The sequence below is a fragment of the Cupriavidus sp. UGS-1 genome, assembly GCF_021213615.1.
GTDB lineage: Bacteria > Pseudomonadota > Gammaproteobacteria > Burkholderiales > Burkholderiaceae > Cupriavidus.
Map to the genome: position 1 here is coordinate 173,894 of NZ_JAJQJF010000008.1, position 25,190 is coordinate 199,083.

Here is a 25,190-nt window from a genome sequence, read left to right on the forward strand (position 1 = left end):
CATAGTGGCGGTGCCGTCACCGGCAGCGTGGCGATGCCGCAGCGCGGCACGGGCAATCGATTGCAGAACGCGGATTTTATCAGGTGCTATGCTGACATCATCCGCAGGAGCCAGTCGGCCGGCTCCCGGCACGCCGGAGCAGGACGGCTACCATCCCAACATGGCTGACAAGGAACCACCATGCTGATCACCTTCAAATCCCACGCGGCGCAAGACCTGATCATGATGAACGATCTCGCCGTCACGTTGCTCGGCATCATCGGCAAGCACGTCGGCGAGCGCGGGGTGATCACCAAGGAAGAGCTGCCGCGCGCGATCCACCGGCTCGAGGCCGCGGTGATGCAGGCAAAGCAGTCCCCGGCGCAGAGCCAGCTGCCCGAGGAACAGCGCGGCAAGGGCGACGACTACGACGACGACGACGAAGAGCCGCTGCACCTGGGACAGCGCGCCTATCCCTTCCTGGACATGCTGCGGGCCTCGCAGCGCGAGGGCTGCGACGTGTTGTGGGGCGTCTGACGCAAGTCAGGCGTTCCCCCCTCCCCCAAAAAAAACAGCCCGGCCGCTGGGGGCGGACCGGGCACCGGACCAGGGGGGATCCGAAGGGGGGTACTGCGATATTGCGGCGTCGGGGGAGGCACCGCAATTCCTTGTCCGGCGCCGCCGATGGCGACATCGGCAGCGCCGGCGACATTCTTGATGGCGGCATGCGCCACCGCTGAGCGCGACCGCTATTCCTTGCTGAGCATGTCGGCCAGTTCGTCGGCGTGCTCCTCCTCGACCGCGAGGATCTCCTCGAGGATGCGCCGCGTGGTCGGGTCGCGCTCGCCCATGTACTGGATCATCTCGCGATAGCTCTCGATTGCGATCCGTTCGGCGATCAGGTTCTCGCGGATCATGTCGGTCAGCCCGTTGGGCGCGACATATTCCGAATGGCTGCGCGCCGACAGGCCGTCGGGCGAAAAATCCGGCTCGCCGCCCAGCTGCACGATGCGCGCGGCGATGCGGTCGGCGTGCGCCTGCTCTTCATCGGCGTGGACCTTGAACTCGGCCGCGATCGGCTCGGCGTGGATGCCCTTGGCCATGAAGTGGTGGCGCCGATAGCGCAGCACGCAGACCAGCTCGGTGGCCAGCGCCTCGTTCAGCAGCTTGAGCACGGTCGCACGGTCCGCGTCGTAGTTTTCGGTGACCGCGCCGTCCTCGATATGTTTGCGGGCACGTGCGCGGATGGTGGCGACATCCGACAGAAAGCCCTGGGTCGGCCCCTTGCCGGCGGAGGAGGCATCGGTGCGGGAAGAGGCGGCGCCCGTGGTCTGGGTGTCCATGTGTGCGGTTCTCCTGTCAGGTTGCTTTGTGGGGTTCGGGCCGGAGGTGCGTTGCCTCCGTTGCCGTCGCTGGTTGCCGCGGCTCGGCTTGCGTCGCCGGGTTGGCCCTCAGTTGCCGTCGTAGTGGCCGTCCTCGCTGCGGCGGCGGCTGCTGCCGCCCACCAGCAGCAGCGCGGCGATCGCACCGACAGCCGCGGCGATCGCGATGGCGCGGAACGGAGACTCGGCGACGCGATGCTGCACGCCGACGACGGCCTGGTCGACGCGCTCGCGCGCACGTCCCGCGCTCTGCATCGTGGCCTCGCGTGCCTGGTCGGCCAGCATGCGGGCCCGCGTCTGCAGCCGGCGGCTGGCCTGCGCGGCCTCGGACGAGCCTTCGCGCGCCAGCACCTCGATCGTGTGTTCCAGTGCCGAGATCAGTCCCCTCACCTCGTCCACCACCGGCGTGGCGGCCTCGCGCGCGGCGCCGCTGGTATCGCGGGCGGCATGGCGCAGCTGGCGCACCGTATCGCTGGCGCAATCGGCAAGATGGCGGACTTCCTTCTTCACCTTCGGATTGTGGGTCAGCATGGGACTCTCCTTAAGACGCGCGTCGGCCAACGCGCGGCGCGACGCGCCGCGCTTGGCCGACGCAATGCAGGCGACCTGGCGCAGGGCCGGCCGACGATCGACGGGCCATCGTCGGCCCGTTCATCGGCCGCTCATCGACCGTTCATCGGCCTTTGCGGACCAGGCTCATGACGAAGGTCACCAGCGCCACTACCAGGAAGATGAAGAACAGGATCTTCGCGATCTCGACCGCGCCGGCAGCGATGCCGCCAAAGCCGAACACGGCGGCGACCAGGGCGATGATGAAAAAGACCAGTGCGTAGTAAAGCATGGTGAAACTCCCCTAGATGGATCGAACTGCCTCAGCACAACGGCGCGTGAAAACGCGAGCGGTGGATCGTCGGGTAGGCCGTCATTTGACCGACTTGAAGATCGTTACCCCAAGCACCAGGAACAGCACGAACAGAATCAGGAACAGGAAGAACAGAACCTTGGCGATGCCCGCCGCGCCCGCCGCGATGCCGGTGAAACCGAGCAGTCCCGCGACGATGGAAATCACGGCAAAGATCAGCGCCCATTTCAGCATGGTGTTTCTCCTGTTCTCGCGGCTCGGTGCTTCGGTGCGCCAGGCCATGCAAGCATGGTAGGAATCGCCACTTCGGCGAGGCACCGACCTTGCACCGATTCCCCTGTCAGCGGTTTCCTACAGCTCCGGCGCGGCGCCAGGTCTCGTGCGAAGCACCGCCTTGCGAAGCCTCCGGGCGGGTCCGTGGATCGGTTGACCGGGCGCAACCGTTGTGATTCCATCGGCGCAGTCACCGCGCGCGACCGCGAGCGCGCAATCCAGGAAATTCCATCATGTTGAAGCTATCGTCGTTGCGGTCCACCGTGCTGCTCGCGGGTGGCATCCTGCTCACGGTGGTCGTGCTGATCGCCTCGGAGGCCGGCAATATCCGGCTGCGCCAGGGGTATTCGCAAGTCATCCGCTCGCAGAACGTGCAGAGCGACATCAGCGCGCTGCTGGCCGAACTCGTCAACGCCGAGGCGGGCCAGCGCGGCTACCTGCTGACCGGCAAGGAAAGCTATCTGGAGCCGTACCATCGCGCGATCCCGCGCATCAACACGCTGATGAACGACATCCGCAACCGCTTCGCCGACGACCCCGAGGCGTTGAAGCAGTTCGGCGAGGCGTCGCTGCTGATCAGCCGCAAGCTGACGGAAATGGAGCTGACGCTGATCTACGGCAAGCGCGATGTCGAGGTCGCGCTCGATCTGATCCGCACCGACTTCGGCAAGCAGACGATGGAGAAGGCGCGGCTCGGCCTGGAGACGCTGCGCGCGCGCTCCGCCGCGTCGGTGTCGCGCAATCTCGAGAACGCCGACCGCGACATCAACCTGTCGCGCTACGGCATCGGCCTGCTGACCGCGATCAACATCGTGCTGCTGGTCATCGTCGGCTTCCAGCATTCGCGCCGGCTGGCGGTGTCGGAGGCCGCGCGCAGCGAGCTCGAGGAGGAAAGCGCGCGGCTGGACCGCATGGTGCGCGCGCGCACGCGCCAGTTGTCGGCGCTGGCCTCGCACCTGCAGCGCGTCACCGAGGACGAGAAGACGCGGCTGGCGCGCGAGCTGCACGACGAACTCGGCGCGATCCTGACCGCCACCAAGCTCGACATGCACTGGATCCGCCGGCGCCTGCAGAACGACTATCCCGAGATCCAGGAAAAGATCACGCGCGTGATGCTGCATGTGGACCAGGGCATCCAGATCAAGCGCCGGCTGATCGAGGACCTGCGCCCCACCGTGCTGCTGAACCTCGGCCTGAAGGAAGCGATCGCCCAGCTGGTCGAGGAAGTCGGCACGCGCAACCACTGGCAGACCGAGGTCGAACTCGATCCGTCGGTGCCGCCGCTGCGCGATGCCGCCGCCATCGCGCTGTACCGCATCGTGCAGGAGTCGCTGACCAACGCGACCAAGTACGCGGAAGCGAGCCGCGTGTCGGTCGCGCTGACCCGCACCGACGATCATCTGCTGCTGAAGGTCAGCGACAACGGCCGCGGCCTGCCGGCCGATATCGAGACGCGCCGCACCTCGGGCCACCATGGCCTGCTCGGCATGGAGCAGCGGGTGATCGCGCTGGGCGGCACGCTGCAGATCGAGTCGACGCCCGGGGCAGGCGTCACGATCCGTGTCGAGGTGCCGCTGACCGACGCCGTGGTGGCCCCGCCGCCGTCGCTGGACGAGGACGACGCGCCGCTGCCGCACGAACTGCCGATGGCGGCGCCGGCGCAGGCCGAAGCGACGCCGCCGCGGCCGGCCGCCCCCGGCACCGAGCCGTCGCCGGCCCGCCCCACCGGAGCGCCGCAGCACGGCCACGGCGCATGAAAAAAGGAGCCTGGAAAGGCTCCTTGTCGATGGCTGCGCCGGGACGCATTACATCTTGCGTTTGGTTTCCTCCGCCGAGCCCTGCATCTTCTCGCCGCCCCTTTCGATGTCCTTGCCGGCACCGGCGATGGTGTTGCAACCCGTAATCAGCGTGACACCGGCAAGTGCGAACAGCGCGATCAGCTTTTTCATGACGATCTCCTTTGCTTGGCGAGGGGTGCGGCGCGTTGCCGCGACGGAAAAAAAATTTGCTGCTCAAGGATCGGTCGATGGAGCTCAGCACGAATCGTCGTCGCCGGCCGCCAGCCTCAAGCCATTCGGCCGAACTCAGGACGGTGCCTGCGCGTATTCCTCGATCACGCGGAATACCTGTTCGAGCTCGAGCGACTTGTCGAAAAAATAGTCGGCCCCCGCTTCGGCGCACTGACGCCGGTAGGTAGGCACCTGCGCATGATTGGTGTAGACGATCCGGATGCCCGGCGCCTGCGCCTTCTGGATCGCCCGCAGCACGTTGATACCGTTGCCCTGTCGCAATTGCAGGTCGACGATGACGACCTCATACCTGCCGCTTTCGAACAGGCGGATGGCAGTGCTTTCGGTATCCGCCCAATCGACGGTCTCGACGAAGGAGAATGCGTTCAAGTACTCCAGCAACATGCTCCGCAGGACCGCCGAGTCCTCGATCAGTAAGACCCGCAGCGTACGGTAGGGAGTTGCCGCGGCTTGATCCAACATGGTTCGATGGTAGCAATGGGGCCAGGGGCCAGGTATCCGGGTCCGTCCTACAGCACCGCCGCCGGCCCCTTCGTTGCGGGCACGAACGGCTTGCCGTCTATTCGACCAGGCCGTTCTTGATCGCGTAATAGGTCAGATCGGCATTGGTCTTCATGCCCATCTTCTCCAGGATGCGCGAGCGGTAGGTGCTGACCGTCTTGACGCTGAGGAACAGCTCGTCGGCGATCACCGAAACGGACTGGCCGCGCGAGAGCTTGCAGAAGATCTGGAATTCCCGTTTCGACAAGGTCTGGTGCAGCGGCTGGTCGGTCGGCTTCTCCAGCCCGCCGATCAGCAGTTCGGCCACGGTCGGGCTGACATAGCGCCGGCCCTGCGCGACGGTGCGGATCGCCTTGACCAGATCGTCGGGCGCGCTTTCCTTGGTCAGATAGCCGGACGCGCCGGCGCGGATCAGATTGATCGCGTACTGGTCCTCGGGATAGGTGGACAGGATCAGCACCGGCAGGTCGGGATGCCGCTGGCGGATCAGCTTGAGCACGTCGATGCCGTTGCGGTCGGGCATCGAGATGTCGAGCACCACCACGTCGAACTCGGTTTCGCGCAGCCGCGCCATCACTTCGTCGCCGCTGGCCGCCTCGCCTTCGACGCGAATATCCGGTTCGTCGGAAATGAACTGGCGCAGACCGGCACGGACGATCTGGTGATCGTCGGCGATCAGGACGCGAATCATGAAGTTTCCCCCCTGCGATGGTATTGCCCGGACGCCGGGGCCAGGCTGTGTTTGGCCTGTTGCATTGTAGTCATTACAAAGCACCGGGAATGTCGGTGTCAGGCTGACAATGTGGCGTGCCAATGGCGCCCGGCACGACGGCGTTTCTTTCCAAACGACATATCGCGGCGGGCGGCATGACTGGCCCGGCATATCTCGCGGAACAGAGTCAGCAGGTGTTCAAACCGGGGATTTTTTTGATATCGGTGCCGCGTTTTCCGATGGCAATCTCGCAGCCTCCCGGGGAGCGCGCTCCAATCCCTGCTCCCGCCATCCCTCCCCGGCAATCCCACTCCTTTACGACATGCCCGCCCAGACCACTTCCATGGCAGTGCCCGCCCACCCGCCGGCACCTGCCGCGCCTTCGCCCCGCCTCGCGCCCACCGCCGCGACCCTGCGCTGCAAGAGTGTGCGCGACGTCAGCCATCTCGATGCGACGACGATGAGCGCGCTGCGCCTCGGTGGAAACCTGATGATAGGCAAGCAGGCCTTCAGCGTCCGACTGGACAACGCAGCGGACAAGCCGCGCTACGTCGTGCAGGCGCTGGCGCGATCGGGGAGCGGCGAGCGCGCCATGACCCCGGCAGCGGAAGCGAGCCGGCAGGCCCAGGCCGCCATGCTGGCGACGCGGCTGGCCAATCGCCACGCGCAACTGGCGGACCGCGTGCACCGCTTCACCAGCGATCGCCATCTGGTCGAACTGTGCCGCGCCTTCGCCATCAGCCGCGATCTGAACGTGCTGCCGTTCAAGGAGTTCCTGGCGAAATGCAAGGACGGGGCGAAGCTGCGCTATCACGGCCAGGACTACTACGTGCACGTGGAGCCTGGCAAACGGGGCATGGCCGACGCCACCGCAAGCCTGGTGCCGATCGGGCAGCCGACGACGCCGCTGGCGCGGCTGCTGCAGGCGCTGCGCAACCTGTTTCGCAATTCGTCGTCGCCGCCGCCGGTTCGAACGATCGAACAGCTGCTGACGCGCGCGTTGCGCACCTGCCATGCGGGCGACGGCGCATCGGCCGACTCGCCGTCTCCGGCCGCCGGCCGTGCGCGGGTCGAGGCCGCGCTGCGGGCGACCGAAGTCGCCAGGCGTGTCGCGCCTAGCACGGTCCCCGATCTGCGAGGCGCAAAACTGGCCCGCGCCGACCTGACGAAACTGGATCTGAGCGGCGCGCTCCTGGCTGACGCCGACCTGGAGGGCGCGCTGCTAGGCAGTGCCACGCTCGCGTCCGCCGACCTGTCCGGCGCCAATCTGGCGAACGCCGATCTGGAGGATGCGCGCATGGCCCGCGCCAACCTGCGCCACGCCAATCTGGCGAAGGCACGCCTGTCCAGGGCCGCGCTGCCCGGGGCGGACCTGTCGCAGGCGAACATGACCGAAGCCAGTCTGATCGGCACGACGCTGCGCGAGGCACGGCTCGAACACGCCAATCTGTCGAGGGCTATCGTGTCGTTCGCGCTTTTTGCGGGGGCGCAGATGGATGGCGCGGCGCTGACGGGCTGCTACGGCACCACGCCGATTTTCGTCCGTGCCAAGGTGACCAACGCGGAGTTCGGCTACGCCTGTCTGCCGGATGCACGCTTCGACAATGTCGACCTCGCGGGCACGACCTTTCACCACGCCACCTTGCACAATGCGCACTTCAATGAAGCCGGTCTTGGCGGCGCCGACTTCGGCGGGGCCGCCGTCGAGGGGGCACGATTCAGTCGCGTCGACGTCGGCGATGGCAAGTGTCTGCTGACACTGTCGCTGCAGGCGAGCAGCGACTTTTCCATTCGGATCCGCGACGTCGACGAAGCGTTGGCGCAATTGACAACAGGCGCGCCGTTGCGGGATCTGCCGCCGTCTCCGCGCGCCCGGCGCACGATCTCGGAGTATCTGTTCCAGCTCGCCTGCGGCTGCCGGGACGACGTGCGGCGTTGCGCCGCGTTGCGCAACTGGCTGCTGGAGCATCCGCAGTACGAAGCCGAGGCGGCGCGGCAGGTCCTGCGGCGCCTCTATTGGGAAGCCGAACGATCGGCCGACTCCCGCCCGCTGGCGTGGCCGGAAACGGCCCCATTGCTGCCGGGATTGATGCACGACGCCATCGCCTCGCTGGGCGAGGGCAACCGGGCTGCCTGGGCGCGCAAGCACGCGGGGCTGGTGATGCAGCTCGTCTTTCTCGCCGCGCGGCCCGATGCGCCGGCATCGGTGGCGCAACGAAAGACCGCGCTGATGGACGCGTACCGCGCGACATTGCCGCCCGCCCTCGCCGATACGGTGGCCCGGCTCGAGAAAGACGAGGGCGAAACGTTCTTCCCGATCGTCGGCGATGCAGGCCAATATGCGCTGCTGGTGGCGCCGGAATACTATGGTTGCCTGATTCGCGGCGAGTCCCTCGAGCAGAGTGGCGTGTCGTCAAGTCAGGGGGCGCTGCCCCCGACCTGGCAATCGATGCTCCGGCTGACCGCGGTTGCCGAGCCGGGGAATACCGGCGCGCAACGCTATGACGTTGGCGGCGTTGCGGACATCGGGAAGGATCTGGCCGCCTGCCCATTGCTGCACAACGCCTACGCCGGAGCTAATCGGTCGCACCAATGGCATGACGGGCTTCTTGCCGTCCTGCCATTTGGCAGTGAATACCTGACCGATTTCCGGTCGGCAATCGCGGACAACCATGCCGTCCGACGGCTTGTCGATCATGAACACCAGCAGGCGCTGGCGTATCGTTCCAACGAGGTGCTGATCGGCGAGGGAAAGGATGTCCAACCCACCCCCGCCCATCTGGAGGCGCTGCTCGACACCATGCCGTCCCATCGCGAGGACCCGGCATGCCAATCGCATTTCCTGTGGTGTGTTGCCGCCGTGCTGGCCCGGCTGTCTTCCGACGCATTCCTGGGCACCAGCAATGATGGCCCGTTTGCGCTGAGGCGCTATGCGGCGGCGTTGGGCAATGCGGCCATCCGCATCGACGCGTCCATGGCCTCCGTGCGCCGCAACTACATCGAGCGGCTGCTTTCGGACAGATGTACCGACGAGCTGTCCACGCACATGCTGCTCGACTTGTCCTTGAAACAGACCGACAACACGCGCGAAATGGCCATCTTCGATACCGTGTGGCCATCGAAGTGGCGCCCTCATTTGCGCAACGTGTTGGCACGCGCAAGGCAACAATAAAAAAGGGCGGAGATCCTCGATCCTCCGCCCCCCGGCAGCGCGGCGATTCGACGCCGCGCTGGCCCGCTTGCTCGCGGGCGATCCCTCTACTGAATCTACTGGATCCAGCGAACTTACTGAACCTTGGCCGACGCGCCCGCGCCGACCGTGGCCGAGGTGCCGCCAGTCGCGCCACCGACCAGGCCGCCCACCTTGCCGGCGGTGCCGCTGACCGTATCGCCAACGGCGCCGACCGTCTTGTCGGCGGTGCCTTCCACCGCGCCGACCGTGTCCTTGGCCTTGCTCTTGGTCTTGCCGTGCGCGTCGTGGGCCTTCGACTTGGCCTTGCTGCCGGCGGTGGCCGCACGGTCCTTGGCGCTCTTGCGGGTGTCGTCGATTTCGCCGGCCTTGTCGTTCAGGCCCGCCTTGACGCCGGTATCCATGTTCGCGCGGCTTCCTGCGACTTCAGCGCCCGCATTCACGCCGGCGTTGGCGCCGGCCGACGGAGCCGTTGCCGTCGGCGCGGTCAGCGAGCCGGCGGCGCCGCCGGTCGCACCGGCTTGCGTACCTTGCGCCATGGCCAGCGACGAGGCGGCGGCGATCGACAGGGCGGACAGCGAGATCAGCAGTTTCTTCATGGAGTACTCCTTTCGAATGACTGTGCGGCGAGGCTTTCGCCGCGGGTTGTCGCCTGGAGAGCGAGACCTCAGTCTAGGGAGCACCCCACCGCGATGCTGTGAGGAGATGTAATGCGCTGTAAGGAGTCGTGAGCGGGCACACCGGCCGCGGCACGCTCGCGATGGCGGCTTTCGCCAGTCCCGTCAACGACTTGCGGCGTGGCGCCGCGCGCCGACGGCGCCTGCCGTGGCCGCGCGGCTTCGCACACCGTTACAGGTTCGGCGCGAGCGCGCGCTCGAGCGCGGTCCGGTCTTCGTGCCGGCGCGCCACCATGTCTTCCAGCTGGTCCTGCCCGATCTTGCCGACCGAGAAGTAGGTCGCTTCGGGATGTGCCAGATAGAAGCCGCTGACCGAGGCCGCCGGCGTCATCGCCAGCGCGTCGGTCAAGCCCATGCCGATCTCGCCGGCATCGAGGACCTGGAACATCGGGCCCTTGACCGTGTGCTCCGGGCAGGCGGGATAACCGGGCGCGGGCCGGATGCCGCGATAGGCTTCCGCGATCAGCTGTTCGTTGTCGAGCGATTCATCGGCGGCGTAGCCCCACAGGTCGCGGCGAACGCGCGCGTGCAGGCATTCGGCGAAGGCCTCGGCGAGACGATCGGCGAGCGCCTTCAGCATGATCGCGCTGTAGTCGTCATGGTCGGCCTCGAACTGGGCTTCCTTCTTGTCGACGCCGATGCCGGCGGTCACCGCGAACAGACCGACATAGTCGGCGATGCCGCTGTCCTTCGGCGCGACGAAGTCGGCCAGGCACCGGTTCGGCCGGCGCACGCCGTCGACCACCGGCCGCTCGCTCTGCTGGCGCAGGTTGTGCCAGGTCAGCGCGACCTGGCTGCGGCTCTCGTCGGTGTAGATTTCGATGTCGTCGTCGTTGACGGTATTGGCCGGCAGCAGCGCGATCACGCCGTTGGCGGTCAGCCAGCGGCCCTGGATCAGCCGCGCCAGCATCGCCTTGCCGTCGGAGAACACCCGGCGCGCCGATTCGCCGACGATCTCGTCGTTCAGGATCGCCGGGAATTTGCCCGCGAGATCCCAGGTCTGGAAGAACGGCGCCCAGTCGATGTAGTTGGCCAGCTCCGCCAGGTCGTAGTTGCGGAACACGCGGCGGCCGATGAATTTCGGTTTCGGCGGCACGTAGCCGCTCCAGTCGACTGGCGTCTTGTTCTTGCGCGCCTCGGCCAGCGTCACCATCGGCACGGCCTTCTTGTTCGCGTGCTGCGTGCGGATGCGCTCGTAGTCGGCGCGCAGCTCGTCCAGATAGCGCGTCGCGCCCTCGTCGGACAACAGGCTCGAGGCCACGCTGACCGAGCGCGAGGCATCGGGCACGTAGACCACCGGCCCTTCGTAGTTCGGCGCGATCTTGACCGCGGTGTGCACGCGCGAGGTGGTCGCGCCGCCGATCAGCAGCGGAATCTTCTTGACGCGGAAATAGTCGTCGCGCTGCATCTCGGAGGCGACGTAGGCCATTTCCTCGAGCGACGGCGTGATCAGGCCGGACAGGCCGATGATGTCGGCGCCCTCGACCTTGGCCTTGGCCAGGATCTCGTTGCACGGGACCATCACGCCCATGTTGACGACCTCGAAGTTGTTGCACTGGAGCACGACCGACACGATGTTCTTGCCGATGTCGTGCACGTCGCCCTTGACCGTCGCGATCACGATCTTGCCGCGCGCGCGCACGTCGCCGCCGGCCTCGGCCAGCAGGCGCTTCTCCTCTTCGATGAAGGGCAGCAGATGCGCCACCGCCTGCTTCATCACGCGCGCGCTCTTGACCACCTGCGGCAGGAACATCTTGCCGGCGCCGAACAGGTCGCCGACGATGTTCATGCCGTCCATCAGCGGGCCCTCGATCACCTCGATCGGGCGGCCGCCGCGCGCGGCGATCTGCTGGCGCGCCTCCTCGGTGTCCTCGACGATGAAGGTGGTGATGCCGTGCACCAGCGCATGCGCGAGGCGGTCGGCCACCGGCACCGGCTTCTCCGGCGTGCCGCGCCATTCGAGGTTCTCCTCGCGCTTCGCGCCGCCGCCCTTGTAGCGGTCCGCGATCTCGAGCAGGCGGTCGGTCGCGTCGGCACGGCGGTTCAGCACCACGTCCTCGACGCGCTCGCGCAGCTCGGCGTCGAGCTGGTCGTAGACGCCGAGCTGGCCGGCGTTGACGATGCCCATGTCCATGCCGGCCGCGATCGCGTGATAGAGGAACACCGTGTGGATGGCCTCGCGCACGACGTCGTTGCCGCGGAACGAGAACGAGACGTTCGACACGCCGCCGCTGACCTTGGCGTACGGCAGGTTCTGCTTGATCCAGCGGGTCGCCTCGATGAAGTCGACCGCGTAGTTGTTGTGTTCCTCGATGCCGGTCGCGACCGCGAAGATGTTCGGGTCGAAGATGATGTCCTCGGGCGGGAAGCCGACCTCATTGACCAGGATGTCGTAGCTGCGCTTGCAGATCTCGGTCTTGCGCGCGAACGTATCGGCCTGGCCCTGCTCGTCGAAGGCCATCACCACGGTGGCCGCGCCGTAGCGGCGGATCAGCGTGGCGTGGTGACGGAATTGCTCCTCGCCTTCCTTCAGCGAGATCGAGTTGACCACGGCCTTGCCCTGCACGCATTGCAGGCCGGCCTCGATCACCTCCCACTTGGACGAATCGATCATGATCGGCACGCGCGCGATATCGGGCTCGGACGCGATCAGATTCAGGAAGCGCACCATCGCGGCCCTGGAGTCGAGCATCGCCTCGTCCATGTTGACGTCGATGATCTGCGCGCCGTTCTCGACCTGCTGGCGCGCGACCGCCAGCGCCTCGTCGAACTGGCCGTTCAGGATCATCCGGGCGAAGGCCTTGGAGCCGGTGACGTTGGTGCGTTCCCCGACGTTGACGAACAGGCTGCCCTCGCCAAGCGTGAACGGCTCCAGGCCGGACAGGCGCATCGGACGAGCGGGACGGGTATCGGTAGACATGGCGGACTCAGGTTCGGGATCGGATGCGCGGCGCGCCGGGGACGGATCCGTTCGGCGGCGCGCCGGTAAGGCGTGGGCGGCGGGACGACCGGGCTGCCGGTCAGGCCGCGGCCGCTTCGTCGCGGTACTGGCCGGGCCAGGCGCGCGGCTTGCGGTTGGCGACGCGCTGCGCGATCGCGGCGATATGCTCGGGCGTGGTGCCGCAGCAGCCGCCGACCAGGTTGACGAGCCCCGAGGCGGCAAACTCGTCGACCAGCGACGAGGTGACGTCCGGCGTCTCATCGAAGCCGGTATCGCTCATCGGGTTCGGCAGTCCCGCGTTCGGGTAGCACGAGATCGCGGTATCGCACAGCTTGGCCAGCTCGGCGATGTACGGCCGCATCAGCGTCGCGCCCAGCGCGCAGTTCAGGCCGAACGTGATCGGGCGCGCGTGGCGCAGGCTGTTCCAGAACGCCTCGACGGTCTGGCCCGACAGGATGCGGCCCGAGGCGTCGGTGACGGTGCCCGAAATCATCACCGGCAGCCGTTCGCCGGTGTCCTCGAACAGCTGGTCGATCGCGAACAGCGCGGCCTTCGCGTTCAGCGTGTCGAAGATGGTCTCGACCAGGAACACGTCGGCGCCGCCTTCGAGCAAACCCTTGCCCTGCTCGTAGTACGAATCGCGCAGCTCCTCGAAGCTGACGTTGCGCGCGCCCGGGTCGTTGACGTCCGGCGAGATGCTGGCGGTCTTCGGCGTCGGTCCGAAGGCGCCGGCGACGAAGCGCGGCTTGTCGGGCGTACTGTAGCGATCGCAGGCCTCGCGCGCGAGCCGGGCCGCGGCCACGTTCATCTCGTAGGCCAGGTCCGCCATCTTGTAGTCCTCCTGCGCGACGCGCGTCGCGCCGAAGGTATTGGTCTCGATGATGTCGGCGCCGGCGGCCAGGTACTGCTCGTGGATTTCGCGGATCACCGCCGGGCGGGTCAGCAGCAGCAGTTCGTTGTTGCCCTTGACGTCGACCGGATGCGCGGCGAAACGCTCGCCGCGGTATTCCGCCTCGCCGAGCTTGTAGCGCTGGATCATGGTGCCCATCGCGCCGTCCAGGATCAGGATGCGCTCGCGCAGCAGCCGCGGCAGTTGCGCGGCGCGGGTGTACGGCCGCGCCGGGGGACCGGCCTGCGGGCCTGCCTGCGAGCCCGATGCATTGGCGGACGCCATGCCGGACGATTCAATGGTTGCAGCGCTCATGGCTTCACTGGCCTCGGTGATGCGGGAAAAGTGGTCGATTTTATCAGTTACGGCATCTTGCCGGCCCTTGCCGGGCTTCCTTGCCCGCGCCTACACTCGGGCAGATCGACCCACCGACCGGCACCGCCGGACACCACATGCAACACCTTGCCCCGCAAGAGGCCCAGGCCCTGCTGGCCGAACACCCCGACGCCCTGTTCATCGACTGCCGCAGCGAGATGGAATACCTGTTCGTCGGCCATCCGACCGGTGCCCTGAACGTGCCGTGGAACGACGGTCCGGACTGGGAGGTCAATCCGCACTTCGTGCAGGCGGTCAAGAAGCTGGCTGGACAGGCGTCGGCGCGGCCGGTGCTGCTGATCTGCCGCAGCGGCAACCGCTCGACGGCCGCGGCGCAGGCGCTCGAAGGCGCCGGCTTCACCACCGTCTATAACGTGCTGCACGGCTTCGAGGGCGATCTGGACGCGCAGCGGCACCGCAATACGGTCAACGGCTGGCGCTTCGAAGGACTGCCGTGGGAACAGTACTGAGGGACCGGCCGGGCGGGGCGGCGGCGTGCCGACCCCCACCGCATGCGCGTCCCCAATAAAAAAACCCGCGCCGTGGCGCGGGTTTTTTGCAGCAGCGGTGCGTCGTCAGTGCATCGCCAGCGAGTGCGTCATTACCGTATCGAACTTGCCAAGAAATTCGTCGACCTCTTCCACGGACGGTTCGCTCTCGATCAGACGTTGCACATCGGCGCGGAAATGCTCGGCCAACTGGCCGCCAAGGAAGATCTCGCGCTTCATGTTCTTGTCGACGATCTCGTAACCGCCGGAGGCAAGGGGGGCATGCTCGACGTCGGCACCAAACTCCACGATGCAGTAGTTGTCGCTGTTATAGATCATTTGCATGGCGCACCTCCGGGCTATGGGACGGGCGGAAGGTTTGTTGATTCTTGCGGCAGCCGGTGGGAGCGCCGGCTTCCTTCCGCGATTTCACCTCCAAGCTGAGGGCATGAAGACGCTTTTCAAGCGCATGCCTCGCTGGGCGCTGGCGTGGTGCCCGTTGCCGTTGCGCCCGCTCATCAGGTTGGAGCCGTCCCCGAGGCGGCAAGTTCGTTTCCTCTGCCGAAAAGAGGGTTTGTCCTACGAAGCGTGTACTCGACGCCTACGAAGGCCGCCGGAACGACCGCTCGACAGGTCCGGCGACGCTCACGGCGTGTCGCACTGTGCCCCGCATGCCGCCTTGCACAGAAAAGCGTCGAGAACGGCATGAAACCGCTCCGCTTGCTCGATCGGCGACAAATGGGCGGCGTCCGGCAGCACCTCGAACTGGGCGGCCGGGATGCCATCGGCAATGGCCCTGGAGTCGGCCACGGGACAGCCCTGGTCCTTGTCGCCGACCACCACCAGCGTCGGGCAATGGATGCGGGCGAGCGCATCGGCCTGGTCGAAGCCAAGAATCGCCAGGCAGGCGCCGACATAGCCGCGGACCGGCGTGGCGAGCACCATCTGCCGGATCCGCTCGACCTGATTGGGGTGCGCGGCCCGGTACGGGGCGGTCAGCCAGCGTTGGAGCGTCGCATCAAGCACTCCGGCCATCCCGTGTGCCTCCACATGGCCGATGCGCTCGTGCCACATCGGATGGGCCTGGCGCGGGGTGCGGCAGACCGTGTCCACCAGCGTCAGCGAGTGCAGCCGCTCCGGATAGCGCACGGCCAGCGTCTGGCCGATCATGCCGCCCAGCGAAATGCCGACGAAATGCGCCTGCGGCACGTCCAGTCCGTCCATCAGCGCGGCCACGTCGTCGGCCATGCGCAGCATCGAATAGGGCCCGACCGGCGCGTCGCTGCGGCCGTGGCCGCGCAGGTCGTAGCGCAACACCCGATAGCGCGGTGCCAGATGGGCCGCGGTGGCATCCCACAGCGTGTGATCGCAGGCCAGGCCGTGGCACAGCACGACCCACGGGCCTTCGGTGCCGTCGATGCGGGCGTGCAGCGTCACGTCGCCGGCGATCACGCGATGGGTTTCGGAGGCCGGCGGGTGGGCGGCGGAGCTGGAGCCCGCGCTTGATTCCCGGCTTGATCCCGGGCTTGATCCCGCAGCCGCGTCAGGCGTGGCGGTGGGCGGCAAGGTGTCGGTCATCGGTGTCCTCCTGTCGGGGTGGGTCGGCGGCGACGCATCGCGCGGGAGCGTCGCGGCAGGCACGCCGGTCGGCTCCGATCCTTCCAGACTAGGGCTCGGCGCCGCGCAGTACCAGATCGATCTGCGTGCCGTCGGGCTCCGTCTGCCGCAGTTTGACCGGCATCCAGCCGACCGATTCCGCCAGCCAGACCTCGACGCGGCGGCGGTCGTCCGCGCGCCGCGGCAGGCGGATGAAGTGCTTGGCGCGCACAAACCCCGCGCCGGTCTCGATGTCCTCCTCGCCGACATACTGGACCCGCATCGGCTCGACATCGCTGGTGTCGGCGACCTGGAACGTCTCGGTGACACGCGGCGCGGCATAGCGCTGCGGATTGCCGCGCACCAGGCCGACCAGCTGCAGGAACACGCTGAAGCGGTCCTGCGCGCCGTCGGGCAGCGGCGCCTGGCCGCCGCGCGACTCGAACACGATCGCGTTGGCGGCGCGGTCGAAGCGCGTCACCTGGCTGCGTTTGCGGCGCTCCTCGACGTAGCGCTCGGGCGCCAGCCCTTGCTCGCCCAGCGCGCCGGTGCTGTGGAAAGCGAAGCGGAACCACAGCATGCGGGTTTCGACCGACAGCTGGTAGCGCCCACCGCCGTGCTGCCAGCGGATGGTGCCGTCGGGGTTCTCGACGCCGTTGACGAAGCTGGCGTAGCGCAGCGTCGCCGACGGAGGCGCGGCGTAGCGCAGCGCATCGGCCGGGGCCGGCGCCGGGGCCGAACCCGGACCCGTACCCGTGCCGCCCGTCCCGCCCGCGCCGCCTCCGGCCGCGACGCTGCCCGCACCGCCCGGCGAGGTCGCCAGCGGCGGCGCTTCGGTCGGCGCCGGCGGACCAGGCGCCGGTTCGGCAGCGGGTTCAGGTTCCGGCGTGGCAGCCGGCGCGGGAGCGGGTTTGGGAGGGGGACGGCGGGGACGCGGCGGCGGGGTCGGTGCCACGGCAACGGGCTTGGGCGGCAGCAGGATCGCCTCGAGGGCCGGCGTGTCGACCGCGTCCAGCGGAATCAGCGGGCCGGGCATCCGCACCAGTCCGATCAGCACCACCGCATGGGCGATCAGCACGACGGCCAGCGCGACCGCCCAGCGCAGGCGGCGCGCGCGTTTTGCGTCAGGCGTGACCGGCGGTTCCGGTCGGCGGGGTCCCGCCAAGATATCCAAGCTCCGTCGAGATCCGGTGTGCGATCCCGCGCACCTGGCGGTCGATCGCTCCGCCCCATTCTGCATCGAATACCGTCTGCGCGCCCAACACGATCAGCGCCATCGAGACATGGCCGCTGGCATCGAATACCGGAAACGAGATCGCGTTGATGCCGGGCAGCACGCCGCCCAGCGTGCGCGCCGCGCCGTGCGCCCGCACGTCGGCGCACACCGCGTCGTAGTCCGCCAGCGAGCGCGGCAGGTCCGGCAGATTGTCGTCGCGGCGCTCGTTCAGCTCACGCTCGATCAGCGGCAGCGTCTGCTGGCGCGGCAGATAGGCGCCGAACAGCCGTCCGGTGGCCGAATTGAGCATCGGCATCACGTCGCCCAGGCGCAGGCTGACGGTGACCGGATGGCTCGACTCCTCCCAGTGCACCACGGTCGGGCCGTGGTTGCCCCAGACCGCGATGCCGACGGTCTGGTCGATGTCGTCGCGCAGCTGGGACAGGATCGGCCGCGCCTTCTTGACCGGATCGAGCCGGTTCAGACCGGCCAGCCCCAGCTGCAGCGCGAAGGGGCCAAGGTCGTAGCGGCCGCTGACCGGGTCCTGCGCGACCATGCCCAGACGCTGGAAGCTGACCAGATAGCGATGCGCCTTGGCCGGATTCATGTCGGCCGCGGCGGCCAGGTCGCGCAGCATCATCGCGCGCGGCGACGCGGCCAGCGCCTTGAGCAGCTGGAAGCCCACTTCGATGGACTGGATGCCGGTGCGCAGCTTGGCGTCGTCTTCTTCTAGGTCGGTCATGCGTCGAATCGGGACGGGCGGGATGGACGGGAATCAGGGCGCGTTTGCCGCGCCGGCATGCGGCGCCTTGCCAAACGAGCGGCAGGCAAGCGCGGCAATATAGTTCGATTCCGTCACGTCGCGCTACGCCTCGATCCGTAAATTTACTATAGCGAAATCGATTTACCAGTTTTTAATCCGTCGCTAGACTGCGCAAGGCGTGCCCGACCACGCCGAACCGGCACCACGCCCGTACAACAACATCCCGGAGACCCGCATGCCAGCCCCGCTCGCCGCTGCGCCCACCGCGCGCCTTTCCCTGCCGATCCTGCGTCGCCTGCTGAACGCCGCCGTGTTGAGCGCCGGCGCGCTGGCGGCCATCGCCGCCGCCCTGCCTCGCCCGGCCGCGGCGCAGCCTGCCTGGCCGAGCCAGCCGGTGCGCTGGGTCGTGCCCTATCCGGCCGGCGGCGGCACCGACGTGGTGGCGCGCACGCTGGCCCAGGCGGTCTCGCCCGCGCTGGGCAAGCAGGTGGTGATCGACAACCGGCCGGGCGCGGCCACGATCGTCGGCGCCGACACCGTCGCGCACAGCAAGCCGGACGGCTACACGATCCTGACCGCCGACACCGCGACGCTGGCCGCCAATCCGTCGCTGTACCGCAAGCTGCCGTACGACCCCGCCAGGGACTTCGTCCATGTCGGCATGATCGCCCGCTTCCCGCTGATCCTGGTCGCCAATCCGAACTTCCCGGCGCGCACGCTGAAGGAGGCGGTCGACTACGCGCGCAAGAACCCGGACAAGGTCAATTTCGCCTCGCCGGGCGCCGGCAGCCCGCACCACCTGGCGATGGAGCTGTTCATGGAGCAGACCGGCATCCGCATGACCCACGTGCCGTACAAGGGCGCGGCGCCCGCCGTGCAGGATCTGCTGGCCGGCCAGGTGGACCTGATGTTCCTCGATCTGGCGGCCGGCCAGCAGAATGTGCTCGGCGGCAAGCTGCGCGCGCTCGGCAGCGCGACGCCGAAGCGCCTGGCCGCGCTGCCGCAGGTGCCGACGGTGGCCGAGGGCGGTGTCGCCGGCTTCGAGGCCTATGCCTGGCAGGGCGTGGTCGCGCCGGCCGGCACGCCGCAGCCGGTGGTCAGCCGGCTGAACGCCGAGCTGGTCAAGGCGCTGAAGCAGCCCGAGGTCCAGAAGCGCTTCGAGGGCATCGGCGTCGAGCCGGTCTCCAGCACGCCCGACGAGTTCGCGCAGTATGCGCGCGGCGAGGCAGAGCGCTGGGGCAAATTGATCAAGGCCAAGGGCATCACGGTAGACTGACGGCCTCGCGGCGGCCGGCACAGCCGGCGCCATCCCCCATCCGGACGCCGGCGCCATGCCGGCGTCGTTCTTGATGCAGGAATCCCGATGAAACTGGCCACCCTGAAGGACGGCTCGCGCGACGGACAGCTCGTGGTCGTGTCGCGCGACCTGAAGACCGCGCACTATGCCACCGACATCGCCGGCAAGCTGCAGACCGCACTGGACGACTGGCACTTCCTCGCGCCTCAGCTGCAGGATCTGTACGACGCGCTGAACGCCGGCCGCGCCCGGCATCCGTTCGCATTCGATCCGCGCCAATGCATGGCACCGCTGCCGCGCGCCTACCAGTGGGCCGACGGCTCCGCCTACGTCAATCACGTCGAGCTGGTGCGCCGCGCGCGCGGCGCCGAGATGCCGCCGGAGTTCTGGACCGACCCCCTGATGTACCAGGGCGGCGCCGACGATCTGCTCGGCCCCTGCGACGACATCGTCTGCGCCAGCGAGGCCTGGGGCATCGACTTCGAGGCCGAGGTCGCGGTGATCACCGGCGACGTACGCATGGGCGCCACGCCCGAGCAGGCGGCCGAGGGCATCCGGCTGCTGGTGCTGGCCAACGACGTGTCGCTGCGCAACCTGATCCCGGCCGAACTGGCCAAGGGCTTCGGCTTCTTCCAGAGCAAGCCGGCCACCGCGTTCTCGCCGGTCGCGGTGACGCCCGACGAGTTGGGCGACGCCTGGCGCGAACGCAAGGTCCATCTGCCGCTGACGGTCTGGTGGAACAGCAGGAAGGTCGGCTGGCCCGACTGCGGCACCGACATGGTGTTCGATTTCGGCCAGCTGATCGCCCACATCTGCAAGACGCGCAATGTGCGGGCCGGCAGTATCGTCGGCTCGGGCACGATCTCCAACGTCGACCGCAGCAAGGGCTACTGCTGCATCGCCGAGAAGCGCACGCTGGAAACGATCGAGAGCGGCGCGCCGGTGACGCCCTTCATGCAGTACGGCGACGCGGTCAAGATCGAGATGTTCGACGCCCAGGGCCGCTCGATCTTTGGCGCGATCGACCAGGTGGTGGCGGCGCCGGCCTGAGCGCGGGCTCGGCAGCTGGCGCCAGTTGACGGCAGCTGGCGGCCGATCGCCGCGGCGATCAGCCTATAATTCCCCGACCGCCCGGTTGGGGAATTCGCGCAGGCCTTCAGCGGGCGGCGATTTTCCCCCTGCCGGGTGCGCGCGGCGGCTTGCCGCGCCTTCCTCCACCCGCCAGGAGCCCACCCGCGATGTCCACCACCCCAGCCGCCACCCCAGCCGCCGATCCAGCCACTGATCCCGCCACTACCGGCACCGCCCCTTCCTCGCGCTACGACCGCTATCAGGCGCTGACGCTGCGCCAGCACGGCCCCATTCTCGAAATCGTGATGGGCGCGCAGCAATCGGCCAATCGCAAGCTGGCCACCGCCGACGCCAACATGCACCGCGAGCTGGCCGAGATCTGGCGCGATGTGTCGGCCGATCCCGAGATCCGGGTCGCGCTGATCCGCGGCGAGGGCAAGGGCTTCTCGGCCGGCGGCGACCTGGCGCTGGTCGAGGACATGGCCAACGATTTCGAGACCCGCTCGCGCGTCTGGCACGAGGCGCGCGACCTCGTCTACAACGTGATCAATTGCGACAAGCCGGTGGTCTCGGCGATGCACGGTCCCGCGGTCGGCGCGGGTTTGGTCGCCGGCCTGCTGGCCGATATCTCGATCGCGGCGCGCACCGCGCGCATCGTCGACGGCCATACGCGGCTGGGCGTTGCCGCGGGCGACCACGCCGCGATCGTCTGGCCGTTGCTGTGCGGCATGGCGAAGGCCAAGTACTATCTGATGCTGTGCGAGTCGGTCAGCGGCGAGGAAGCCGAGCGCATCGGCCTGGTCTCGCTGGCGGTCGACGAGAGCGAGCTGGTGGCCAAGGCCTTCGAGATCGCCAACCGGCTCGCCGAAGGATCGCAGAGCGCGATCCGCTGGACCAAGTACGCGCTGAACAACTGGCTGCGCATGGCCGGGCCCGCCTTCGATACCTCGCTGGCGCTCGAGTTCATGGGCTTCGCCGGACCCGATGTCCGCGAAGGCGTGGCCAGCCTGCGCGAGAAACGGCCGCCGCGCTTCGGCGGGTAAGCCGGAGCGTGCAGCCGGACAGGCAGCGCGCCCCCAATGACGATGGCCCCACCGCGGAGCACAGACCATGTTTGGACAGATACCCGATTTCAACGACGGCTTCGAATTTCTGCGCAAGATGTGGGGCAACGCGGCGGGCATGCCGACCGGGCTGATGCCGGGCCTGCAGGCGATGACGCCGCCGATGGATCTGGACGAGGTCGACAAGCGCATCCATGACCTGAAGGCGGTCGAAAGCTGGCTGCAGCTGAACGCGAACCTGCTGCGGACCACGATCCAGGGGCTCGAGGTCCAGCGCGCGACGCTGGTCGCGCTGAAGACGGTCGGCGAGGCGCTGTCGCCCGAGGCGCTGCAAAGCGCGATGGAAAACGTCGCCCGCGCGGCCAACGCCCCGAGCGCGGCGCCGCCGCGGCGTCCGGCTTCAGCGCCCCCCGCCCAGCCGGCGGCGGGCGCGGAGGGCATCGATCCGAGCGATCTGGCGGACATGGCGGAGATGGAAGCGACGCCGGATCAGGACGAGGATGGCGACCAGGCTGCGCCGGACCACGAAGCGCCGCCTGAACCCGGCGCGCAACGAGCCAGCGCATCGCAGTCCGCCAATGCCTCGCCCCCGCCGCAGGCCAATCTGTGGTGGGACATGCTGCAGCAGCAGTTCAACCAGATCGCCAGCAGCGCCGCCGCCGCGAGCCTCGCGTCGCTGAACAATCTGGGCGCCTTCGGCGCCGGCCAGGCGGGCACCGGCGCGGCGGCCCAGGGCAGCGGCCAGGCGGGTACCGCGGGCGCGAGCGAACCGGAACAGCCGGCGCAGTCCGGCAAGGGCTCCGCGAAGCCAACGGCCAAGGGCCGCACCAGGACGGCGGCGAAGGCCGCGGGCAGCAGGGCGGCACGCGCGGCAAACGACGGCACCACGGGCGGGACAGGCCGCGGTGCGAAGGCCGGCGCGAATGCCGGCACGAATGGCGCCACCAATGCCGCCACCAATGCCGCCACCAACGGCGCCACCAATGGCCCCTCGAATGGCCCCTCGAATGGCGCGGCGCCGGCCGGCAAGAGCGCGAAGCCCGCGCGCCGTGGCAAGGCCAACAACGGACACTGACACCCGGAGGCGCCTTGGCAGCGAGCAAGACCACCGCGGTGATCCTGATGGGCGGCGGCGCGCGCGCCGCCTACCAGGCCGGCGTGCTGCGCGGCATCGCGCGCATCGCCGCCCGCCATGGCGTGGGGACGCGCAATCCCTTCGACGTGGTCTGCGGCACCTCGGCCGGCGCGATCAACGGCGCTGGCCTGGCGATCGATGCCGGCGACTTCGATCGCGCCACCGAAACGCTGGCCGCGCTGTGGTCCAGCATCCATGCCGAGGACGTCTACCGCACCGACGTGCTGCGCGTCGGCATCTCGGGCGCACGCTGGCTGTCGGCGCTGGCGGTCGGCTGGGCGCTGCAGCACGCGCCGCGCGCGCTGTTCGACAACAAGCCGCTGGACAGCCTGCTCAGCGAACTGTTCGATCCCGAGCGCGTGCAGGCCAGCCTCGACGCCGGACACCTGCAGGCACTGGCGATCACCGCGCTGTCGTATTCGACCGGCCGGCACGTGACCTTCTACCAGTCGCACCGCCGCATCCAGCCCTGGCGCCGCAGCCAGCGACTGGCGGTGGAGGCGCGCATCGGCGTCGACCATCTGCTGGCCTCGTCGTCGATCCCCTTCCTGTTTCCCGCCACGCCGCTGGAGCTGGACGGCCATCATGAGTGGTTCGGCGATGGCACCATGCGGCAGATGTCGCCGCTGTCCCCGGCGATCCACCTCGGCGCCTCGCGCATCCTGGCCATCGGCGCGGCCTCGGCGCCGCGCGCCGGCTGGTACGACACCGTGCCGGCGGGCGGCTATCCGTCGCTGGCGCAGGTCGGCGGCCAGGCGCTGGCCAGCATCTTCCTGGACGGCCTGTCGACCGACCTCGAGCGGCTGCAGCACATCAACACGCTGCTCTCGCGCATGCCCGAGATCGCCAACGATCGCGAAGGGTGGCGGCCGGTGCAGGTGATGACGATCGCGCCGAGCGAGCCGATCGAGGCGCTGGCGATCGAACACGTCAAGCGGCTGCCCCGCACCGTGCGCGCGCTGCTGGCCCCGCTGGGCGGCACCGAGGCGAAAGGCGCGGCATTTGCTAGCTACCTGCTGTTCGAGCCCGAGTTCACGCAGGCGCTGATCGCACTCGGCGAGCGCGATGCGCAGGCGCAGGGCGACGAACTGGCCGCTTTCCTCTATGGCGTGATCCCCGGCACGCCGGCCGCGAGCAGCGCGCCGGCGATCAGCGAGGCAGGCTCCCCGCCCGCCTCGGCGCTGGCCTGACGCCGTTTTCGCGGTTTTCACAGTGGCGACAGCTGACTGTGGCAGGCTGCTGCCCGGTCCGCCATTGGGAGGCGGCATCGAACCGGTCGCACGGCAACTTGCGAACGGCCAGCAAAAGGTCTATAGGAATGATTCGCATCTGGTAGAATCTGCCCGTAATTTCAAAGGCTTACCATGCTCTACCCCGAACTGTTCAAATCGCTGGAAGCGGTCCGATGGCATATGGACAAGGACATCCCCTGGGATTCCTTCGATGCCAGCCTGCTGACGGACGATCAGGCGAAAACCATCCGCATGAATGCGATCACCGAGTGGTCCGCCCTGCCGGCCACCGAAATGTTCCTGCGCGACAACCGCCACGACTCCGACTTTTCGGCGTTCATGAGCGTGTGGTTCTTTGAGGAGCAGAAGCATTCGCTGGTGCTGATGGAGTACCTGCGCCGCTTCCGCCCGGATCTGGTTCCGACCGAGGAAGAACTGCACGCCGTGCGCTTCGAATTCGATCCGGCGCCGCCGCTCGAAACGCTGATGCTGCATTTCTGCGGCGAAATCCGCCTGAACCACTGGTATCGCCGTGCCGCCGAATGGCACACCGAGCCGGTGATCAAGCATATCTACCGCACGCTGTCGCAGGACGAGGCGCGCCATGGCGGCGCCTACCTGCGCTACATGAAGAAGTACCTGAACCAGTTCGGCGACAACGCGCGCTCGGCCTTCGCCAAGATCGGCGTGCTGATGGCGTCGGCGCGCCGCACCGAGAAGCCGCTGCACCCGACCAACCTGCACGTCAACAAGGCGCTGTTCCCGAACGACACCGTGCAGTCGCGCCTGCCCGACCCGGACTGGCTCGAGCACTGGCTGGACAAGCAGATCCGCTTCGACGAAGGCTGGGAGAAGAAGGTCATCGAACGCATCCTGCACAACATGTCGCTGCTGTTCGAGCGCACCTTCGAGACCGTGCAGGACCTGAACCGCTATCGCAAGGAACTGAACGCGCGGCTGCAGGCCAATGGCGGCACCACCGCCGCCGAAGCCTGACGCCGGCGCCGTCCTTGCGATGACGCTGTCCCCTCCGGCCTTCGAGGCCAAGCTCGCCTCGACCGACGATCCCCAGGCGCTGCAACGGCGCCTGGCGGCCTTGCCGCGCCCGATGGTGTTTACCAACGGCGTGTTCGACATCCTGCATCGCGGCCATGCCACCTATCTGGCCCAGGCGCGCCAGCTTGGCGCCTGCCTGGTGGTCGGCGTCAACAGCGATGCCTCGGTGCGGATGCTGGGCAAGGGCGACGACCGCCCGCTCAATGGCGAGGCCGACCGCATGGCGCTGCTGGCCGCGCTCGAATCGGTCGACCTGGTGCTGATGTTCGGCGAGAAGACGCCGGTCGAGCTGATCCGGCTGGTACGCCCCGACATCTACGTCAAGGGCGGCGACTACGACATCGATACGCTCGAAGAGACCCGGCTGGTGCGCGGCTGGGGCGGCCAGGCCCACGCGATCCCCTTCCTGCACGACCGCTCGACCACCAAGCTGCTGCACAAGGTCCGGCAAGGCGGCTGAG

25 protein-coding genes are annotated in these 25,190 nt (G+C 68.1%); 11 read left to right on the top strand and 14 right to left on the bottom strand.

Features of this window, described 5'->3' with window-relative positions:
* The first annotated feature begins 180 nt into the window (after nucleotides 1-180).
* A complete protein-coding gene (locus tag LRR16_RS13035) occupies nucleotides 181-516 on the top strand; it encodes a DUF1840 domain-containing protein (RefSeq protein ID WP_232206189.1) in 336 nt (111 codons plus the stop codon).
* 212 nt (nucleotides 517-728) lie between these two features.
* On the opposite strand, the gene LRR16_RS13040 is transcribed toward LRR16_RS13035, so the two are convergent.
* The 4 genes from LRR16_RS13040 to LRR16_RS13055 form a co-directional block, all read right to left on the bottom strand.
* Complete coding sequence (locus LRR16_RS13040) at nucleotides 729-1,322, bottom strand: bacterioferritin (RefSeq protein ID WP_006579440.1); 594 nt, start codon at nucleotides 1,320-1,322, stop codon at nucleotides 729-731.
* A gap of 108 nt (nucleotides 1,323-1,430) precedes the next feature.
* Nucleotides 1,431-1,892: a DUF883 family protein gene (locus tag LRR16_RS13045; RefSeq protein ID WP_023264146.1), complete on the bottom strand. Its 462-nt coding sequence runs from the start codon at nucleotides 1,890-1,892 to the stop codon at nucleotides 1,431-1,433.
* A gap of 142 nt (nucleotides 1,893-2,034) precedes the next feature.
* The gene (locus LRR16_RS13050) at nucleotides 2,035-2,202 is read right to left on the bottom strand and encodes a DUF1328 domain-containing protein (protein WP_006579618.1); all 168 of its coding nucleotides are present in this window, start codon (nucleotides 2,200-2,202) and stop codon (nucleotides 2,035-2,037) included.
* An 81-nt stretch (nucleotides 2,203-2,283) separates the two neighbouring features.
* Nucleotides 2,284-2,457: a DUF1328 family protein gene (locus LRR16_RS13055; RefSeq protein ID WP_006579617.1), complete on the bottom strand. Its 174-nt coding sequence runs from the start codon at nucleotides 2,455-2,457 to the stop codon at nucleotides 2,284-2,286.
* 272 nt (nucleotides 2,458-2,729) lie between these two features.
* On the opposite strand from LRR16_RS13055, the gene LRR16_RS13060 reads away from it, so the two are divergent.
* Entirely contained in the window at nucleotides 2,730-4,253 is a 1,524-nt protein-coding gene (locus LRR16_RS13060) for a CHASE3 domain-containing protein (RefSeq protein ID WP_232206190.1), read from the top strand.
* Nucleotides 4,254-4,301: 48 nt separating this feature from the next.
* Here the strand turns inward: LRR16_RS13060 and LRR16_RS13065 are convergent, their stop codons facing one another.
* The 3 genes from LRR16_RS13065 to LRR16_RS13075 form a co-directional block, all read right to left on the bottom strand.
* Nucleotides 4,302-4,445, bottom strand: a complete 144-nt coding sequence (locus LRR16_RS13065) for an entericidin A/B family lipoprotein (RefSeq protein WP_006579379.1) — start codon at nucleotides 4,443-4,445, stop codon at nucleotides 4,302-4,304.
* A gap of 135 nt (nucleotides 4,446-4,580) precedes the next feature.
* Nucleotides 4,581-4,988, bottom strand: coding sequence for a response regulator (locus LRR16_RS13070; RefSeq protein WP_023263511.1), 408 nt, complete (start codon nucleotides 4,986-4,988; stop codon nucleotides 4,581-4,583).
* Between the two features lie 97 nt (nucleotides 4,989-5,085).
* On the bottom strand, nucleotides 5,086-5,718 hold the full coding sequence (locus LRR16_RS13075; RefSeq protein ID WP_006579377.1) for a response regulator transcription factor: 633 nt from the start codon (nucleotides 5,716-5,718) through the stop codon (nucleotides 5,086-5,088).
* A 364-nt stretch (nucleotides 5,719-6,082) separates the two neighbouring features.
* On the opposite strand from LRR16_RS13075, the gene LRR16_RS13080 reads away from it, so the two are divergent.
* A complete protein-coding gene (locus LRR16_RS13080; RefSeq protein WP_232206191.1) occupies nucleotides 6,083-8,911 on the top strand; it encodes a pentapeptide repeat-containing protein in 2,829 nt (942 codons plus the stop codon).
* 113 nt (nucleotides 8,912-9,024) lie between these two features.
* On the opposite strand, the gene LRR16_RS13085 is transcribed toward LRR16_RS13080, so the two are convergent.
* From LRR16_RS13085 to LRR16_RS13095, 3 genes are all read right to left on the bottom strand, one after another.
* A complete protein-coding gene (locus LRR16_RS13085) occupies nucleotides 9,025-9,528 on the bottom strand; it encodes a hypothetical protein (protein ID WP_023263509.1) in 504 nt (167 codons plus the stop codon).
* A gap of 250 nt (nucleotides 9,529-9,778) precedes the next feature.
* A complete protein-coding gene (metH, locus tag LRR16_RS13090) occupies nucleotides 9,779-12,526 on the bottom strand; it encodes a methionine synthase (protein ID WP_082928413.1) in 2,748 nt (915 codons plus the stop codon).
* Nucleotides 12,527-12,626: 100 nt separating this feature from the next.
* Nucleotides 12,627-13,721, bottom strand: coding sequence for a homocysteine S-methyltransferase family protein (locus LRR16_RS13095; RefSeq protein ID WP_023263508.1), 1,095 nt, complete (start codon nucleotides 13,719-13,721; stop codon nucleotides 12,627-12,629).
* Between the two features lie 167 nt (nucleotides 13,722-13,888).
* Here LRR16_RS13095 and LRR16_RS13100 point away from each other — a divergent pair, with 167 nt between their 5' ends.
* On the top strand, nucleotides 13,889-14,281 hold the full coding sequence (locus LRR16_RS13100; protein WP_006579975.1) for a rhodanese-like domain-containing protein: 393 nt from the start codon (nucleotides 13,889-13,891) through the stop codon (nucleotides 14,279-14,281).
* A 105-nt stretch (nucleotides 14,282-14,386) separates the two neighbouring features.
* On the opposite strand, the gene LRR16_RS13105 is transcribed toward LRR16_RS13100, so the two are convergent.
* From LRR16_RS13105 to LRR16_RS13120, 4 genes are all read right to left on the bottom strand, one after another.
* On the bottom strand, nucleotides 14,387-14,644 hold the full coding sequence (locus LRR16_RS13105) for a DUF3567 domain-containing protein (protein ID WP_006579976.1): 258 nt from the start codon (nucleotides 14,642-14,644) through the stop codon (nucleotides 14,387-14,389).
* Between the two features lie 300 nt (nucleotides 14,645-14,944).
* Nucleotides 14,945-15,751 (bottom strand): 3-oxoadipate enol-lactonase, encoded by an 807-nt coding sequence (pcaD, locus tag LRR16_RS13110; RefSeq protein ID WP_064574892.1) that lies wholly within the window; start codon nucleotides 15,749-15,751, stop codon nucleotides 14,945-14,947.
* A 214-nt stretch (nucleotides 15,752-15,965) separates the two neighbouring features.
* The gene (locus LRR16_RS13115) at nucleotides 15,966-17,060 is read right to left on the bottom strand and encodes a DUF3108 domain-containing protein (RefSeq protein WP_370646804.1); all 1,095 of its coding nucleotides are present in this window, start codon (nucleotides 17,058-17,060) and stop codon (nucleotides 15,966-15,968) included.
* Nucleotides 17,020-17,853, bottom strand: a complete 834-nt coding sequence (locus tag LRR16_RS13120) for an IclR family transcriptional regulator (protein WP_006580140.1) — start codon at nucleotides 17,851-17,853, stop codon at nucleotides 17,020-17,022. The genes LRR16_RS13115 and LRR16_RS13120 overlap by 41 nt, the downstream gene beginning before the upstream one ends.
* 256 nt (nucleotides 17,854-18,109) lie before the next feature.
* On the opposite strand from LRR16_RS13120, the gene LRR16_RS13125 reads away from it, so the two are divergent.
* The 7 genes from LRR16_RS13125 to rfaE2 all read left to right on the top strand — a co-directional run bounded on the left by LRR16_RS13125 (nucleotide 18,110) and on the right by rfaE2 (nucleotide 25,189).
* A complete protein-coding gene (locus LRR16_RS13125; protein WP_232206192.1) occupies nucleotides 18,110-19,150 on the top strand; it encodes a tripartite tricarboxylate transporter substrate binding protein in 1,041 nt (346 codons plus the stop codon).
* Nucleotides 19,151-19,237: 87 nt separating this feature from the next.
* Entirely contained in the window at nucleotides 19,238-20,221 is a 984-nt protein-coding gene (locus LRR16_RS13130; protein WP_006579914.1) for a fumarylacetoacetate hydrolase family protein, read from the top strand.
* A 188-nt stretch (nucleotides 20,222-20,409) separates the two neighbouring features.
* Nucleotides 20,410-21,285 (top strand): enoyl-CoA hydratase/isomerase family protein, encoded by an 876-nt coding sequence (locus LRR16_RS13135; RefSeq protein WP_232206193.1) that lies wholly within the window; start codon nucleotides 20,410-20,412, stop codon nucleotides 21,283-21,285.
* A 67-nt stretch (nucleotides 21,286-21,352) separates the two neighbouring features.
* Nucleotides 21,353-22,381: a PhaM family polyhydroxyalkanoate granule multifunctional regulatory protein gene (locus LRR16_RS13140; RefSeq protein WP_232206194.1), complete on the top strand. Its 1,029-nt coding sequence runs from the start codon at nucleotides 21,353-21,355 to the stop codon at nucleotides 22,379-22,381.
* A gap of 47 nt (nucleotides 22,382-22,428) precedes the next feature.
* On the top strand, nucleotides 22,429-23,631 hold the full coding sequence (locus LRR16_RS13145; RefSeq protein WP_232206213.1) for a patatin-like phospholipase family protein: 1,203 nt from the start codon (nucleotides 22,429-22,431) through the stop codon (nucleotides 23,629-23,631).
* A 174-nt stretch (nucleotides 23,632-23,805) separates the two neighbouring features.
* Nucleotides 23,806-24,669, top strand: a complete 864-nt coding sequence (locus LRR16_RS13150; protein ID WP_006579757.1) for a hypothetical protein — start codon at nucleotides 23,806-23,808, stop codon at nucleotides 24,667-24,669.
* Nucleotides 24,670-24,694: 25 nt separating this feature from the next.
* Nucleotides 24,695-25,189: a D-glycero-beta-D-manno-heptose 1-phosphate adenylyltransferase gene (gene rfaE2 / locus LRR16_RS13155; protein ID WP_043440088.1), complete on the top strand. Its 495-nt coding sequence runs from the start codon at nucleotides 24,695-24,697 to the stop codon at nucleotides 25,187-25,189.
* Nucleotide 25,190 lies beyond the last annotated feature (1 nt).

Bases quoted from the DNA above. Each gene is read 5' to 3' on its own strand.
- LRR16_RS13055 (WP_006579617.1), bottom strand. From the start codon at position 2,457: ATGCTGAAATGGGCGCTGATCTTTGCCGTGATTTCCATCGTCGCGGGA.
- LRR16_RS13035 (WP_232206189.1), top strand. From the start codon at position 181: ATGCTGATCACCTTCAAATCCCACGCGGCGCAAGACCTGATCATGATG.
- LRR16_RS13140 (WP_232206194.1), top strand. From the start codon at position 21,353: ATGTTTGGACAGATACCCGATTTCAACGACGGCTTCGAATTTCTGCGC.
- LRR16_RS13060 (WP_232206190.1), top strand. From the start codon at position 2,730: ATGTTGAAGCTATCGTCGTTGCGGTCCACCGTGCTGCTCGCGGGTGGC.
- LRR16_RS13100 (WP_006579975.1), top strand. From the start codon at position 13,889: ATGCAACACCTTGCCCCGCAAGAGGCCCAGGCCCTGCTGGCCGAACAC.
- LRR16_RS13070 (WP_023263511.1), bottom strand. From the start codon at position 4,988: ATGTTGGATCAAGCCGCGGCAACTCCCTACCGTACGCTGCGGGTCTTA.
- LRR16_RS13065 (WP_006579379.1), bottom strand. From the start codon at position 4,445: ATGAAAAAGCTGATCGCGCTGTTCGCACTTGCCGGTGTCACGCTGATT.
- LRR16_RS13085 (WP_023263509.1), bottom strand. From the start codon at position 9,528: ATGAAGAAACTGCTGATCTCGCTGTCCGCCCTGTCGATCGCCGCCGCC.
- LRR16_RS13045 (WP_023264146.1), bottom strand. From the start codon at position 1,892: ATGCTGACCCACAATCCGAAGGTGAAGAAGGAAGTCCGCCATCTTGCC.
- LRR16_RS13120 (WP_006580140.1), bottom strand. From the start codon at position 17,853: ATGACCGACCTAGAAGAAGACGACGCCAAGCTGCGCACCGGCATCCAG.
- LRR16_RS13095 (WP_023263508.1), bottom strand. From the start codon at position 13,721: ATGGCGTCCGCCAATGCATCGGGCTCGCAGGCAGGCCCGCAGGCCGGT.
- LRR16_RS13080 (WP_232206191.1), top strand. From the start codon at position 6,083: ATGGCAGTGCCCGCCCACCCGCCGGCACCTGCCGCGCCTTCGCCCCGC.
- LRR16_RS13135 (WP_232206193.1), top strand. From the start codon at position 20,410: ATGTCCACCACCCCAGCCGCCACCCCAGCCGCCGATCCAGCCACTGAT.
- LRR16_RS13130 (WP_006579914.1), top strand. From the start codon at position 19,238: ATGAAACTGGCCACCCTGAAGGACGGCTCGCGCGACGGACAGCTCGTG.
- LRR16_RS13145 (WP_232206213.1), top strand. From the start codon at position 22,429: ATGGGCGGCGGCGCGCGCGCCGCCTACCAGGCCGGCGTGCTGCGCGGC.
- LRR16_RS13150 (WP_006579757.1), top strand. From the start codon at position 23,806: ATGCTCTACCCCGAACTGTTCAAATCGCTGGAAGCGGTCCGATGGCAT.
- LRR16_RS13105 (WP_006579976.1), bottom strand. From the start codon at position 14,644: ATGCAAATGATCTATAACAGCGACAACTACTGCATCGTGGAGTTTGGT.
- LRR16_RS13075 (WP_006579377.1), bottom strand. From the start codon at position 5,718: ATGATTCGCGTCCTGATCGCCGACGATCACCAGATCGTCCGTGCCGGT.
- LRR16_RS13050 (WP_006579618.1), bottom strand. From the start codon at position 2,202: ATGCTTTACTACGCACTGGTCTTTTTCATCATCGCCCTGGTCGCCGCC.
- LRR16_RS13125 (WP_232206192.1), top strand. From the start codon at position 18,110: ATGCCAGCCCCGCTCGCCGCTGCGCCCACCGCGCGCCTTTCCCTGCCG.
- LRR16_RS13040 (WP_006579440.1), bottom strand. From the start codon at position 1,322: ATGGACACCCAGACCACGGGCGCCGCCTCTTCCCGCACCGATGCCTCC.
- metH (WP_082928413.1), bottom strand. From the start codon at position 12,526: ATGTCTACCGATACCCGTCCCGCTCGTCCGATGCGCCTGTCCGGCCTG.